This is a genomic window from Janthinobacterium sp. SUN118 (assembly GCF_030397695.1).
Lineage (GTDB): Bacteria > Pseudomonadota > Gammaproteobacteria > Burkholderiales > Burkholderiaceae_D > Janthinobacterium.
In genome coordinates this window covers 665943-679511 of record NZ_JAPUBV010000002.1, presented here as the reverse complement: position 1 = coordinate 679511, position 13569 = coordinate 665943, and the positions used below count along the sequence as shown (strand labels likewise).

General features: G+C 67.3%; 13 protein-coding genes. 5 read left to right on the top strand and 8 right to left on the bottom strand.

The genetic code is table 11. The features are described from left to right. The first annotated feature begins 3 nt into the window (after positions 1–3). Together O0880_RS18740 and O0880_RS18735 are read left to right on the top strand one after the other, a co-directional pair. Positions 4–1395 carry a TolC family protein gene (locus O0880_RS18740; RefSeq protein WP_289888032.1) on the top strand — a complete coding sequence of 464 codons (1392 nt, stop codon included), beginning with the start codon at positions 4–6 and terminating at the stop codon, positions 1393–1395. 25 nt (positions 1396–1420) lie between these two features. Further along, positions 1421–1996, top strand: a complete 576-nt coding sequence (locus tag O0880_RS18735) for a DUF1349 domain-containing protein (RefSeq protein WP_289888031.1) — start codon at positions 1421–1423, stop codon at positions 1994–1996. A 1-nt stretch (position 1997) separates the two neighbouring features. On the opposite strand, the gene O0880_RS18730 is transcribed toward O0880_RS18735, so the two are convergent. Together O0880_RS18730 and O0880_RS18725 are read right to left on the bottom strand one after the other, a co-directional pair. Continuing rightward, the gene (locus O0880_RS18730; RefSeq protein ID WP_289888028.1) at positions 1998–2408 is read right to left on the bottom strand and encodes a DUF4440 domain-containing protein; all 411 of its coding nucleotides are present in this window, start codon (positions 2406–2408) and stop codon (positions 1998–2000) included. Further along, positions 2405–3826: an MFS transporter gene (locus O0880_RS18725; RefSeq protein WP_289888027.1), complete on the bottom strand. Its 1422-nt coding sequence runs from the start codon at positions 3824–3826 to the stop codon at positions 2405–2407. Before O0880_RS18725 ends, O0880_RS18730 begins: the two co-directional genes overlap by 4 nt. Before the next feature lie 127 nt (positions 3827–3953). Between O0880_RS18725 and O0880_RS18720 the strand changes: the two genes are divergently transcribed. Together O0880_RS18720 and O0880_RS18715 are read left to right on the top strand one after the other, a co-directional pair. Next, positions 3954–4856 (top strand): LysR family transcriptional regulator, encoded by a 903-nt coding sequence (locus tag O0880_RS18720; protein WP_071325948.1) that lies wholly within the window; start codon positions 3954–3956, stop codon positions 4854–4856. A gap of 139 nt (positions 4857–4995) precedes the next feature. Continuing rightward, positions 4996–5832, top strand: coding sequence for a hypothetical protein (locus tag O0880_RS18715; RefSeq protein ID WP_289888025.1), 837 nt, complete (start codon positions 4996–4998; stop codon positions 5830–5832). Between the two features lie 48 nt (positions 5833–5880). On the opposite strand, the gene O0880_RS18710 is transcribed toward O0880_RS18715, so the two are convergent. From O0880_RS18710 to O0880_RS18695, 4 genes are all read right to left on the bottom strand, one after another. Continuing rightward, positions 5881–6936, bottom strand: coding sequence for a bifunctional nicotinamide-nucleotide adenylyltransferase/Nudix hydroxylase (locus O0880_RS18710; RefSeq protein ID WP_289888022.1), 1056 nt, complete (start codon positions 6934–6936; stop codon positions 5881–5883). Beyond that, on the bottom strand, positions 6933–8648 hold the full coding sequence (locus tag O0880_RS18705) for an NAD+ synthase (protein WP_289888020.1): 1716 nt from the start codon (positions 8646–8648) through the stop codon (positions 6933–6935). The genes O0880_RS18710 and O0880_RS18705 overlap by 4 nt, the downstream gene beginning before the upstream one ends. A 95-nt stretch (positions 8649–8743) precedes the next feature. Beyond that, complete coding sequence (locus O0880_RS18700) at positions 8744–9256, bottom strand: ClbS/DfsB family four-helix bundle protein (RefSeq protein WP_071325945.1); 513 nt, start codon at positions 9254–9256, stop codon at positions 8744–8746. Next, a complete protein-coding gene (locus O0880_RS18695) occupies positions 9256–9900 on the bottom strand; it encodes a metalloregulator ArsR/SmtB family transcription factor (RefSeq protein ID WP_071325944.1) in 645 nt (214 codons plus the stop codon). The genes O0880_RS18700 and O0880_RS18695 overlap by 1 nt, the downstream gene beginning before the upstream one ends. A gap of 63 nt (positions 9901–9963) precedes the next feature. Between O0880_RS18695 and O0880_RS18690 the strand changes: the two genes are divergently transcribed. Continuing rightward, a complete protein-coding gene (locus O0880_RS18690; RefSeq protein ID WP_289888012.1) occupies positions 9964–10452 on the top strand; it encodes a DUF2938 domain-containing protein in 489 nt (162 codons plus the stop codon). Here the strand turns inward: O0880_RS18690 and O0880_RS18685 are convergent. Next, positions 10449–12920 (bottom strand): DUF3772 domain-containing protein, encoded by a 2472-nt coding sequence (locus tag O0880_RS18685; protein WP_289888011.1) that lies wholly within the window; start codon positions 12918–12920, stop codon positions 10449–10451. The two genes, O0880_RS18690 and O0880_RS18685, sit on opposite strands and share 4 nt — an antisense overlap. A gap of 209 nt (positions 12921–13129) precedes the next feature. Further along, positions 13130–13528 (bottom strand): VOC family protein, encoded by a 399-nt coding sequence (locus O0880_RS18680; RefSeq protein WP_071325942.1) that lies wholly within the window; start codon positions 13526–13528, stop codon positions 13130–13132. Between the last annotated feature and the right edge of the window lie 41 nt (positions 13529–13569).

The window sequence follows — 13569 nt, the reverse complement described above, 5'->3', positions numbered from 1 at the left end:
CATATGAAAAACATCCGCTACGTTTTATCCTGTTTCCCCCTGCTGCTGGCCGGCTGCGCCGTCAGCCCCGCCTACGTCACGCCGGGCACGCCCGACATCACTCTGGCCAGCCCGCAGCAAACGCAATTCGCGCCCGGTCAAACGGCAGCCAGCGACGCCGCCTGGTGGACCTTCTTTGACGATGCGCGCCTGTCGCGGCTGATCGCCAGCGCCCTGGAGCACAACCTCGATATCGCGCAGGCGCAGGCGAACCTGCTGGCCGCGCGCGCCGTCTTCGACGAGCGCCGCCTCGATGAACTGCCCGCCGTGACGGGCCAGGCGGGATGGCGGCGCAGCGTGCAGCAGGACACCCCCGATAGCCGCGCCGCCACTGCGAATACGCGCGTGGGTTTCGACGCGCAATGGGAGATCGACCTGTTCGGCCGCCTGGCGCACATCAGCCGCTCGGCACAGGCGCGCGCCGATGCGGCGCAGGCCGATTTGCGCCAGGCGCAGCTGACGATTGCCGCCGAGGTGGCGCGCAATTACTACGAGGCGCTGGGCTACCAGCAAAACCTGGCGCTGACGCAGGCGCAGGTGCGCAGCTGGCACGACACGGTGGCCCTGATCGACGCGCGCATCCGCGCCGGCAGCGGCTTGCCGGAAGAACGCCACAATGCGCTGGCCAACCTGGCCCGCAGCGAGGCGGCCATTCCCCCCCTGCAGGCGGGCTTGCGCCAGGCGCAGTACCGGCTCGATGTGCTGAGCGGCCAGGCGCCGGGCGCCATCGCCCTGGCCACCGCGCCACGGCAGGAAGCGCCGCTGGCGGGCCAGCTGCCGCTGGGCGACGTCAACCAGCTGATCAGGCGGCGCCCCGACGTGGTGCGCGCCGAGCGCCTGCTGGCCGCCTCCAGTGAAGACGTGGGGGCCGCCACGGCCGAGCTGTATCCGCGCCTGAGCCTGGGCGGCTTCCTGGGCTTCTTCGCGCTGCGCGGCAGCGGCGTCTTCGACGGCGGCGCGCGCGCGGTCGAGGTGGCACCCATCGTCGGCTATCCGGCGTTCCGCCTGGGCAGCGTCAAGGCGCGCCTGCGCGGCACGCAAGCCGAGGCGCAGGGCGCCCTGGCGCGCTATGAACAGACGATGTTGCTGGCGCAGGAGGAGGTGGAAAACGCCGTCACGCAACTGGCGGAAAACCAGGCGCGCCTGGCCTCCTTGCTGCAGTCGGCGCGCCACGGCAACGCGGCCCTCGGCATCGCCAGCACGCGCTACGCGGGCGGCGCCGGCAGCTACCAGGCCGTGCTGGAAAACCAGCGCGCCCTGTTCGATATCCGCCGCGAAGCGCTGCTGGCGGAAACGGCGTCCTACATCGATGCGATCGCCCTGTACAAGGCGCTGGGATGGGGGCACACTATGTGATTCTATTTGCTCGGAAAGGGGCGCGATGTTCACGCAAGGCAGCTGGTTGAATCCACCGGAAACATGGTCCGCCGACGCGGCGCAATTGCGCGTGACGACGGATGCCAACACGGATTTCTGGCGCAGGACCTCGTATGGCTTTATTCGCGACAGCGGCCACTTTTTCGGCACCGAAACCGACGGCGATTTTACGGCGCAGCTGCACGTGGCGGCGCAGTATGCGTCGCTGTACGACCAGGCCGGCTTGATGGTGCGCATCGATGCGGAGAACTGGATCAAATGCGGCGTCGAATTTTCCGATGGCCAGCTGCTACTGAGCAGCGTGCTGACGCTGGAAAAATCCGACTGGGCCGTCAGTGTGGCGCCCGCCATGCCCGACGGTTTCTGGCTGCGCGTGACGGTGGCGCAAGGCGTGATCCGCGTGCAGTATTCGACCGATGGCCAGCGCTGGCCGCTGCTGCGCCTGGCGCCGTTTCCCGAGGCCCGCAACTATCGCGTCGGCCCCATGTGCTGCACGCCGGAACGCGGCGGGCTGGAAGTGGTTTTTTCCCGGTTTTCCATCGCTCCGGCGCAGCAAAAGGACTTGCACGATCTGAGCTAGATCAGGCGTCCGCTTGCGCTGCCCATGTTTCGTGCAAATGGCGCCACAGCAGCGTTCCAGCCGCTGTCTTCTCATACACGACGGTCGACAGGCGCTGCGTGTTGTCACCGCCGGGCAGCGACTGCCACTCGCGGTAAGTCACGCTGGCGCCGGCGGCGCTTTCCTGGATCAGCTGCAAGTCCGTGATGCGCATGGAAAGGCCCGGACGGCTGCCGCCGGCGGCGCGGAAAAATGCCATCAATCCGGCAAAATCGAGCTGCTTGCCGCCGGGCGCCACCAACGTGAAATCGGGGGAAAACCGCGCGAGTAAATCGGTGCAGTTTTCCGCTGCCGCCGCCTCGCCGGAGAGCCACTCGCGGATCAGCACATGCGTGGACAGGACGTCGTCAAAATAGGGGGTCGATGCAGTCATTTTTTGCTTGCTCCATGGTGATGTAAAAGATCGAGAACGGCGCGGTTATCGAGACGCATGCACAGCGCCAGCGGCAGCACGCACGACGCGGCGGCGAGGGCAAAGCACCAGTGAAAAATCCGCGCCGCGCGCAGGTGCTGCGCGGGGTCCTCCAGCGAGGCCATGCCATGCGCCGCCAGCAGGCCATTCAGCAGCACGCTGAGCAGCGCCACGCCCAGGCAAAAGCCCAGCTGGCGGTTGATATTCCACACGGCGCTGGCCTGGCTCAGCTGCGCATCGGGCGTGTGCAAAAACGCCGTGCTTTGCGCCGTGCTGCTGCACAAGCCGCCGCCAAAACCCATCACGGCATACGCGCCGGCCAGCCAGAACAGCTGGTCCGCCGCGTCCACCCACAGCAGCATCAGCATGCCCGCCGCCTGCAGCAGGGCGCCGGCGATAAACAGGGGCTGCGGTCCGACGCGGCGATAGCTTTTGCCAGTGAGCGAAATGGCGCCGAACGAGGCCAGCGCCCACGGCAGCATCAGCGCGCCCGCCGTCGATGCCGTCATGCCCAGCACGCCCTGCAGGTACAGCATGGCCAGCAGGCTCACGCCCATGAACACGCCCGGCACCAGCAGATACATGAGCATGGAAATGCGCAGCAGCGGCTCGGCGGCCAGGCGCAGGTTCAGCAGCGGCGAGGATTTGCGCAGCGCGCCGCGCACATAGCCCCACGCGCACGCCACGCCCAGCGCCAGCACGCCGGCGCCGGCCAACGCGTCGTCCGGCGTGCCGAGCATGGTCAGGCCCAGCAACAGCAGCACGATGGCCAGGCTGCCCGCCGCCAGGCCCGCCACGTCGAGACGGGGCACGGCCGCGCGCGGCGGGTCCGGGCGCAGCCAGCAGGCGGCCAGCAGCAGCGCCAGCGCGGCAAACGGCACGTTCAGGTAAAAGATCCAGCGCCACGACAGGCTGTCGACGATGACGCCGCCCAGGGCCGGGGAGAGGGCGGGTGCCAGCAAACCCACCAGCATGATGACGGAGGACAGGCCGGGGCGCTCGGCAGGGCGGTACAGCTGGTAGGTCATGCTTTGCCCCAGCGGGATCAGCAGGCCGCCGCCGAGGCCCTGCACGCAGCGCCAGACGATCAGCGCCTCGATCGATGGCGCCAGGCCGGCGCCGATGCTGGCGCATAAAAAAGTTAGCAACGATGCCATGAACACGGTTTTGCTGCCATAATAGCCAGCCAGCCAGGCGCTGGCGGGGATGACGATGGTCAGGCCGACGATGTAGGCCGTGCTGATCCAGGCCAGCTGCGCCACCGATGCGCCAAACGCGTGGCCGATGTCGGGATAGGCGACGCTGGTGATGAACATGTTGATCAGGTCGACGAAAAACCCCAGCAGATAGATGGCCGCCACCTTTTTGCGATAGTCCATGGTGCTCCGAATGGCAAACGGCCAGCATAAGCGTCCAGCGCCATTTGCGTAACGGGCCAGCCCCGATTACACTGTCAAATAAATTTTGACAAAGCCCTGAAAACCGCATGTCTACTTACTCTTCATCATGATCAGTCTCGACCGTTTGGGTATTTTCATCGCCATCGTCGACGCCGGCTCGCTGACGGCCGCCGCCGCCGTGCTGGGCCAGAGCAAGGCCGTCGTCAGTTTCAACCTGAAACAGCTGGAGGCGGAGCTGGGCGTGTCGCTGCTCACGCGCAGCACGCGCAGCCTGGCCCTGACGGACGTGGGGCGGCGCTTTTATGAGGATTGCCAGCGCGTGCTCAGCGAAGCGCAGGGCGCCATCGAAACGGCGCGCCAGGGCCACCAGGGCTTGCGCGGCACCTTGCGCCTGACCACCACCGTCGAGTACGGCAGCCGCACGGTGATTCCCGCGCTGATCGCCTTTGCCGCGGCCCACCCGCAGCTGCAGATCCAGCATTCCTCGTCGTCGTCGCATGAAGACCTGATCTCCGGACGCTACGACGTGGCCATCCGCATGGGTTCGCTCAACGATTCGAGCTACCGCGCCTCGCTCGTCGAGCATTACGCCATCTGGCCCGTGGCGTCGCCCGCCTACCTGGCCAGCCTGCCCGGCAAGGGCATCGCCACCCTGGACGACTTGCAGCGCGCGCGCTGGCTGGCGCACAGCCGCCTGGCGGCGCCGCTGCGCTGGGACGTGCAGACGCCGGACGGCCCGGCCGCCTTCGCCGCGCAGGACGACGCCGCCATCCACTCCGACTCCGCCTCGGCCCTGCTGGGCTTTGCCCTGGGCGGCTGCGGCGTGGCCCTGCTGCCGCAATGGCAGGTGGAAGCGGAGGTGCGCGCGGGACGCCTGCGCCGCCTGCTGCCCGACGTCGTCTTCCCGCAGCAGGGCGTGTATGCCGTGTATCCGAACACCCAGCATATTGCCGAGAAAGTGCGCGCCTTCATCGATTTCCTGCGCGCCCACGTCGGCACGCCGGACTGAGGTTCCACGTGGCGCCACGGCGCGTATGTTATGTCGTTAACACTTGTTGAATATAACGATTTCCAAGGGGCAAACGGGCGCCCATTTCGTGTGTCACGGCCTACACTGAAAGGACGTTGTTCACCGATTGGAGACCATCATGGCACACACATTGGCAGCAGTTTTTGTCCTGCGCGACATGGCCGAACGCGCGCGGCACGACCTGATCACGGCTGGCCTGCCCGGCGCCAGCATCCGCCTGCACGATGCGGGCAGCGACGAATTTTCCGCCACGGAAAACCTCCGCCGCGACGAGAGCGACAGCCTGCTCGACAATATCAAGCATTTCTTCGGCGATCTGTTCGGCAGCCACGCCGACCGCCACATCTACGCGGAAGCCGTGCGGCGCGGGCATGTCGTGCTGACACTGGAAGGAGCGAGCGACGCCGATATCCAGCGCGCCACCGACATCGTCGAGCGCTATGCTCCGCTCGATATCGACGCGCATGCGGACAGCTGGCGCGCCGGCGGCTGGCAGGGCGCGCCGCTGCAGGGCGATAGCGCGATGCGCCAGGGCGCCAGCATGCAGTCCGGCGCGCCATCGCAGCAGGGCGTGTCCTCCGTCAACATGAACGAGGCGCCAGGGTCGCAGCAATTTGCCGGCGACATGGCGTCGTCGTCGCCGCCGTCCAGCCCCGGCGCCAACGCGCGCCGCTACCCGGGCGCCGACAACCTGCCAGGCACCAGCTACGACGACGAGCAGTATTACCGTAACCACTGGAGCAGCCAGTATGCGGCCAGCGGCGCGCGCTTCGACGACTACGATCCCGCCTACCGCTATGGCCATTCGATGGCGGGCAGCGACAGCTACCGCGGGCAAAGCTGGGAGCAGGTGGAGCCCGAACTGCGCAGCAACTGGGAGCACACGTATCCGCAATCGGCGTGGGACGACTTCAAGGCGGCCGTCAGGCATGGCTGGGAGCGCGTGACCTCCTGAGCGCCGCCCTCGGCGCAGGGCGACACGGGCACGCCAGGGCGTGCCCCCTCAGCGCCCCTCGTGCGTCAGCTTCAGGAAGTGGTTGAGGATGTGGAAGTGGTCCTCGAAGAATTCCTCTTCCATGGCGGGCAGCGCGGCCACCGGCACCCACTGCGCCAGCGCCGCATCGTCGGCCGCCGTCACGGCCGGCAGCTGGCGCGTCTTCAGGTCGAAGTAGTGCGCATGCGTGATGGTGCGCCCGCGCTGGCTGCGGTCCGGGTGGTCGAACACGGCCACACCGACGAGCGCCTCGACCAGGGTGGGCGCCAGCACGCCCAGCTGGGTTTCTTCCGCCAGTTCGCGCAGCGCGCCCTGCAGCAGGCGTTCGCGCGGCTCCAGGAAGCCGCCCGGCAGCGCCCACAAGCCCTTGCCCGGATAACCGCCGCGGCGCACCAGCAGCACGTGGCCGCCCGTCTGCACCAGCGCGTCGACGGTGGTGAAGATGGGCGGATACGGCGCCACGCGCCAGCGCGCCTTGTACGCCTCGATGGCGCGGTATTCCTGCACCAGCGGCGCGTACCACGGCAACAGGGTCCACGCCTTCAGGTAGTGGCTAACGGCCGCCGGCAGCAGCTGCGCCACGGCGCTCAGCGACACGTCCACGTCCTCGGCCTCGAACAGCACGTTGCGGATCGCCGTGGCGCCGATGGGCGCGCCGGCGTCGATCTCCAGGTTCAGCAGCTGCCAGTGGGGGAAGTGGTGCAGGTAGTAGCTGGTGGCGTCCTTGAAGCAGGCCACCAGGGTCACGCGCTGCGCCCTGGGCACGGCGCCCGCCACGGCGCGCCGCACGGCATCGGCCCACAGGCCATCGTCGTAGTAATCGCGCACGGCCACGTAATGCACGCGCGCGCGCTGCGCCTCGGGCAGGGTGGCGGCGATCATGGCGGCCCGTTCCTGCCACGTAAACGGGTTCTTCGGGCTGCGCGCATGGAAGGCGGAACCGAGCACCACCACCACGCTGGCGGCGGTGGCCAGCGCCGTCTGCAGCAAGCCCGCATGGCCATTGTGAAAGGGCTGGAAGCGGCCGATCAGGATGGCCGCGTCGGCGGAATAGGCGAGAGTCATGCGTCGTCTCCGGTGGGATAGTGGGCGGCGATCGGCAATTGACGGCCGCTGCCAAAGGCGCGCGAACGCACGCGGATGATGGGCGCCGCCTGGCGCCGCTTGTATTCGTTGCGGGCGACCAGGCCGAGGATGCGCGTCACGAGGGCCCGCCCGTCGTCCGTCTCGCGCAGCTGGTCGACAAAGCACAGCGCTTGCGCGCTCTCGGCCGCCGGCAGGCGCTTGCCCTCGATATGCCATTTGAGGATTTCATCGAGCACGGGATACGGCGGCAGGCTGTCGGTGTCGCGCTGGCCCGGCGCCAGTTCCGCCGACGGCGGCTTGTCGAGCACGGCGACAGGGATCAGTTCGCGCCCGGCGCTGGCGTTGAGGTGGCGCGACAGGGCGAACACTTCCGTCTTGTACAAGTCGCCGATCAGCCCCAGGCCGCCATTCGTGTCGCCGTACAGGGTGCAGTAGCCCACCGAGATCTCGCTCTTGTTGCCGGTCGTGAGCAGCAGGGCGCCAAACGCATTCGAGTATTCCATCAGGATCGTGCCGCGCACTCTGGCCTGCAGGTTTTCCAGCGGCAGCCCCTGCAGCTTGCCATCGAAGGCCGCCGCATAGCCCGTTTCATAGTGGGCCACGATGTCGCGGATCGGGTGCGTGTAGAGGGCGATGCCGAGGTTGGCGCACAGGGCGACGGAATCGGTGACGGAGCCGGCGCTGGAAAAGACGGACGGCATGGTGATGGCCACCACGTTGTCGGCGCCCAGCGCCTCGACGGCCAGGGCCAGGGTCAGCGCCGAATCGATGCCGCCCGAGCAGCCGACGACGACTTGCGTGAAACGGCAGCGGCGCGCGTAGTCGCGCAAGCCGAGCACGATCTGGCGCCGCGCAAACTCCACGGCGGGGATGCCCTCCGGGTCCGGCACGGGAAACGCCGCGCCATCGGTGCGCGTAAAACGGCCGCCGGCAAAGCGCAGCAGCTGGAAATCCTCGACGAAGCGGGCCGCCTCGTACTGCACGCCATCGCGCGGAGAGACGGCGAACGAGGCGCCGTCGAACACCAGCTGGTCCTGGCCGCCCACCTGGTTGACGAACAGCAAGGGCAGGTGCACGCGGGCGCAGGCGGCGCCAAACACGGCGTGGCGCTGCGCGCGCTTGCCGATGTCGGACGGGCTGGCGTTGATGCTGACGACCAGGTCGGGATGCGCCGCATGCAGGGCGTCGAACGGGTTGACGGCGTAGGCGCGGCCATCGTCATTCCAGCCATCCTCGCAGATCATGAAGCCGACCTTGCAGCCAGCGATATCGAGGGTGCAGGCGCCGGGCGGGCCCGGCTCGAAATGCCGGCCCTCGTCGAAGATGCCATACGTGGGCAGCAGCTGCTTGTAGTATTCGGCCACGATGCGCCCGTCGCGCACGGCCAGCAAGGCGTTGTACAGCGGCTTGCCGACGCGGGGATTGGGGCGCGCCGCGCCGATGACGGTGACCAGCGCCGGCCAGCGCGTCGACGCCTGCAGCACCGTGTCGAGCGCTTGCCGCATGTGCTGCAGGAAGGCGGCATCCTCGAGCAGGTCGCCCGGATAATACGCGCACAGCGACAGTTCGGGACACACGAGCAGGTCGGCGCCATCGCCGCTGGCGCGTCCCATGCGCGCGATGATGGCGGCGACATTGGCGTCGAAATCGCCCACGGTGGGATTCATCTGGGCGAGGGCGATGGTCAGCATGGTGCTCCTTGAGTCGGTTGCGCTTGAAACCACTATCCTGCCGGAAATTTTCCTGAGCGTACTGATGCAATCGTGCAAGCCGGCCGGCCCGCTTGCTACAAGGTCTTCAACCAGGCCCGCAAGCGCGTGCGCGCATTCGCATACGGCGACGCCGTATTGAACTGGATCATGCGTCCCATCGTGTAATGCGTGTACCAGGGCTGGCCATACAATTGTGCATCGTCATGCTGCTCGATCAGCGCCAGCAGCCGGTCTTTCGCCTGCGCCAGGCGCTGCTGCAAATCTTCCATGCCGAGTTCAGCATAGTCGGCATAGAAGCGCTGCGCCAGTTTTCCCAGAGCGTTCCACGTGAAACCTTCGGCGGGAAAGGCGATCTCGTCCATGCGTTTGCCATCGCGCAGCTGGGCATGCCAATGCAGGACCAGCTCGTTCCAGCCCACCAGATAGGCGAGCAAATCGCACACGCTCATGCGCGTGCCCTGCACCTGCCCCTCCAGCACGGGTACGCGCGCCAGCGCCGGCGGCACGCGCGCCAGCTCCTGCGCCAGCCTGGCGTAGCTGGTGGTGATGGCCTCGACCAGTTCCCGCTTACTGTTGGGGATCGCCATCACGCCGCCCCGGCCACCGGCAAGCCGGCCGCGTGCCAGTCGTCGTAGCCGCTGTCGAGGCGGCGCACGTGCAAGCCATGCTGGCGCAGGGCCGCCACGGCCTGCACGGACAGCACGCAATACGGGCCGCGGCAGTACGCGGCGATGTCCTGGTTCGCTGGCAATTCGGCCAAGCGGCGCTGCAAGTCGTCAAAGGGAATATTGATCGCACCGGGCAAGTGGCCGGCCGCGAATTCCCGCGCCGGACGCACGTCGAGCACGGTGATGCTGGCCTCGTGCATGCGCGCCAGCAATTCGTCGCCCGTGATCGCTTCCACATGGTCGCCCCGGCCCAGCGCCTGCAGTTCGCTGCGCTGGTGCTGCGCATACAGGTGCAAGGCATCGAGCAGCTGGACGATGGGCCCGCTGCCAAGCCGGTACAGCACGCGCTTGCCGTCGCGGCGCGCCTGCACGAAACCGGCGCGCCGCAGCTGCTGCAAATGCTGCGACGCGTTCGCCACGGACAGGCCCGTCAATTCCACCAATTGTTCCACCGCATATTCGCCATGCGCGACTTGCTCGAGCAGGCGCAAGCGCGGTGCACTGCCTAAAATATGGGCAAAGCTGGCGGGGCCGGTGAGGCCATCGATATCTGCATTTTTCATTGACACGATGCTAGCACCCTTATAACATTCAAGCAATCAATTGAATGTTATAAGGTAGAGTCGATGCAAATACAATGGCAAGATGCGCTGGCGATCGGCGTGGGCGCGACGGCGGTGATGGATGTGTGGGCCGTGGCCCTGAAACGCTTCTGGTGCATTCCCTCGCTGAACTTTGCGATGGTGGGACGCTGGCTCGGCCATCTGCCGCGCGGCACCTTGACCCACGTCAATATCGCCCAGGCGGCGCCCGTGCGCGACGAGGCCATCCTGGGCTGGACGTTTCACTATGCGATCGGCGTGCTGTTCGCGGCCGTGCTGCTGGCGCTGGTGGGACGGGAGTGGGCGGCGCAGCCGACGTTCGCGCCGGCCCTGCTGGCGGGCCTCATCAGCGTGGCCGCGCCGTTTTGCATCTTGCAGCCGGGCATGGGCGCCGGCCTGGCCGCCAGCAAGACGCCGCATCCGAATGCCGCCCGGCTGCGCAGCCTGATGGCCCACACGGTGTTCGGCATCGGCCTGTACCTGGCGGCCCTGCTGTGGTCGACCGTGCGTTAAGTCGTCAGGGGCGGCACCGGTGCCGGTGCGGCCGCCGGGGCCGCCGCCACCGCCGAGATAGGCGGCGCCTCGGGCTGGGCTGGAACGCTGCTCAGCACCATCGTGCTGGGCTTGGAAATCGGCATGTTCGCCGCGTGCAGGCGCTTGAGCAGGTCGAACAGCAGATTGCTGCGCACGCCATACGCGAGGCGCGGCGAAGCCACATAGCCGGTGGCGTTGAACATCAGGTAGCCATTGTCGATGCCGTCGAGCTGCACGCTGGGCGCCGGCGTGTCCAGCACCTCGTGATTGTCGACAAAGGCGGCCAGGATCAGCGCGCGCGCCTCGTCCGCATCCGTGGACAGGGGCAGCGGCAATTTCAGTTGCACCAGGCCCAGCGGATTGGCCAGGGTCACGTTGCGCACCGTCTTGGTGATGAATTCCGAGTTCGGCACGATCACCGTCGAGCGGTCGCCCAGCTGGATTTCCGTGGCGCGCACATTGATGCGGCGGATATCGCCTTCCACGCCGCCCAGGGAGACCCAGTCGCCCACCTTCACGGGGCGCTCGGCCAGCAGGATCAGGCCGGACACGAAGTTCTGCACCACCGCCTGCAGACCAAAACCGATACCCACCGACAAGGCCGACGCCACCCACGCGATGCGTTCCAGGCCGATGCCGGCCGCCGACAGGGCCAGCGCCACGGCCAGCACGCCGCCGATATAGCCGAACAGGGTGATGAACGACACTTGCATGCCGGAATCGAGATTGGTGGTCGGCAAGTAGCTGTTCTGCAACCAGCGCTTGAACAGGCCCAGCGCGATGAAACCCACCACCAGCACCAGCAGCGCCTGGATCATGGCGGCAGGGCGGATCGCCACCTCGCCGATGGCCAGGCCATCCTGCAGCTTGCCGACGCGCTGGAACAGTTCTCCCGGCCCTTCGCCGAACGGCGCCAGCAGCAGCATCAGCGCCAGCAGCACGACGATGGCGCGGCCTATGCCCGACAGCAGCACGGCCGCCTGGTCGCGCGCCTTGGGCGTGGCCAGCACGGGATTGACGGCGTCCGCCGGCGGCGGCGTGGAGGCCAGCAGCATGCAGATATCGTCGACCAGCACCGTCAGCAGATAGGTGCTGCACACCACCACGATGACCCAGGCGATCTGCTTGGCGACAAAGCTGCCGAACGCCACATAACCGATCAGCAAGCTGATGACGCTGGACGCCAGCGCCAGCCACAGCAGCACCGTGACGAAGCGCAGCCATAGCGGCGTGACGAGATGGGCGGGATCGGCTTCGCGCAATTGGCGCCAGCAGCGCTCGGCGCGCATCAAGCCGTACGCGATGGTCGTGCTCATCACCAGGGCGACGATGCAATTGACGGCCACGGCCGTCGACAGGCCCGCATTGATGACGATGGTGACGCGCTCCGTCGCCCATACGAGCACGACGATGAAGGAAAACATGGAGGGGAAGTTGCGCATGCGGTGCGCCAGCGCATCGGGCAGGGGCAGCAGCCGCCACGAAACGCGTCGCGGCGACAGCAGCGCGTGGCCGAGTCCGGCCGTAAAACCGGCAAAACAGATGATGCCGATCAAGCTGCTGAGGAAAGTCGAGGTTTTCTCGGACAGGCTGCCATCCCAGCGCAAGCCCATGGCCAGCAATTCCGCCACCAGCCCCGGCGTGGCCAGCGCCAGCACGAGCACGGCCAGCGCATGCAGCGAACGGCGCAAACGGCCGTGCGGCACGCGCGTGGCCGTGACCACCAGCAAGTAGCGCGAAGCCCAGATGCTGGCGCCGATCACGGCCACGATGGCGGCCAGCAAGCCGCCCCAGGCCGACCACGGCGTGGCGCGCGCCGCGTTCGCCAATTCCAGCTCCAGCGCCCGCAGGCGCTGCAGATTCTGCGGCAATTCGCCATGCAGCTGTTTCCAGAATGAACCGGCCAGGATCGACGCCGTGCGCTCGCCCAGGCGCGCCTGCAATTGCGCGCGGCGCGCGGTCGACACTTGCTCGGAGGCCTGCGTCGCTTCCACCGCCAACAGGCGCGCCAGCTTCACCTGCGCATCGAGCGCGCTGCTGGTACGGTCCAGCTGGCTGCGCTGCGCCGCCACGTCCGGCGCTTCCTTGCTGCCCGCCACCGGTTTGCCCAGCTCGGCCAGCCGCGCCTGCACGCTCGACAAGGTGGGCGCGAGCGATTCGGCCACCTTGTCCGCCTCGGCGCTGGCCGCCAGCGCATCGGCCCGCATCTGCGACAGGGTCGCGTCATCGAGGTCGGCCTCGCCATCGAGCGCCTTCTGGATGCCCGTGATCTGCTTGCGCAAGCCATCGAGGCGCTGATCGGCCGTGGCGGCATCATCGACGGGCTGGGACCAGGCCGGCGGCGCCGATAGCGAGCACGCCAGCAGCAGGGTCAACAGCAGCGGCAGCAGCCAGCCGCGCCAGGGCTGGCGCGCGGAAGAAAAATATGGGGTACGGAAAGAAATCATGCGGTCCTATCGGCCAGGTCAATACGGTGGAAGCGAGACGGCATCACGCCAGCGGGCACAGCGGCTGCAGCGGCCGGCGCCGGGGCGATGGGTGTTACGGGAGTTGCTGAACTGTACGGCAAACAGCGACAGACTAGCGCACTCCTGCGATGGATGGCGGAACTTTTCGTGCGGCAATGCGGGAGAGCCGGGCGGCCCCCGCACGGCACTCAGGGATGCTGCCAGCTTTTGTAGACGAACTCGAGACTGTAACCATCGGGATCGAGCACATTGGCCGCGTAATAGCGCGGATCGTAATGCAGGCGCGCGCCCGGCGCGCCATTGTCCGTGGCGCCGGCCGCCATGGCAGCGGCATACGCGGCATCGACGTCGGCCATGCTGCCCGCCACCAGGCCCACATGCACGGCCCGCCCCTCCACGATACCCTCGCGCAGCCAGAAAAAGATGCGCCCCTTGGCGCCGAAGCCCTTCAGATCCGGGTGGCCGGGCGGGCCATCCTTGCCGTCATAGTCGTGCCGGACGGTAATGCCCAGCGGCTGAAATGTGGCTGTATAGAAAGCAATCGAACGGGACAAGTCGCTCACGGAAAGAAAGATATGGTCCAGCATGGCAATACTCCTGGGTTGAAGGTGATCAGCGCCGGCATCGG

Bases quoted from the DNA above. Each gene is read 5' to 3' on its own strand.
- O0880_RS18740 (WP_289888032.1), top strand. From the start codon at position 4: ATGAAAAACATCCGCTACGTTTTATCCTGTTTCCCCCTGCTGCTGGCC.
- O0880_RS18735 (WP_289888031.1), top strand. From the start codon at position 1,421: ATGTTCACGCAAGGCAGCTGGTTGAATCCACCGGAAACATGGTCCGCC.
- O0880_RS18730 (WP_289888028.1), bottom strand. From the start codon at position 2,408: ATGACTGCATCGACCCCCTATTTTGACGACGTCCTGTCCACGCATGTG.
- O0880_RS18725 (WP_289888027.1), bottom strand. From the start codon at position 3,826: ATGGACTATCGCAAAAAGGTGGCGGCCATCTATCTGCTGGGGTTTTTC.
- O0880_RS18720 (WP_071325948.1), top strand. From the start codon at position 3,954: ATGATCAGTCTCGACCGTTTGGGTATTTTCATCGCCATCGTCGACGCC.
- O0880_RS18715 (WP_289888025.1), top strand. From the start codon at position 4,996: ATGGCACACACATTGGCAGCAGTTTTTGTCCTGCGCGACATGGCCGAA.
- O0880_RS18710 (WP_289888022.1), bottom strand. From the start codon at position 6,936: ATGACTCTCGCCTATTCCGCCGACGCGGCCATCCTGATCGGCCGCTTC.
- O0880_RS18705 (WP_289888020.1), bottom strand. From the start codon at position 8,648: ATGCTGACCATCGCCCTCGCCCAGATGAATCCCACCGTGGGCGATTTC.
- O0880_RS18700 (WP_071325945.1), bottom strand. From the start codon at position 9,256: ATGGCGATCCCCAACAGTAAGCGGGAACTGGTCGAGGCCATCACCACC.
- O0880_RS18695 (WP_071325944.1), bottom strand. From the start codon at position 9,900: ATGAAAAATGCAGATATCGATGGCCTCACCGGCCCCGCCAGCTTTGCC.
- O0880_RS18690 (WP_289888012.1), top strand. From the start codon at position 9,964: ATGCAAATACAATGGCAAGATGCGCTGGCGATCGGCGTGGGCGCGACG.
- O0880_RS18685 (WP_289888011.1), bottom strand. From the start codon at position 12,920: ATGATTTCTTTCCGTACCCCATATTTTTCTTCCGCGCGCCAGCCCTGG.
- O0880_RS18680 (WP_071325942.1), bottom strand. From the start codon at position 13,528: ATGCTGGACCATATCTTTCTTTCCGTGAGCGACTTGTCCCGTTCGATT.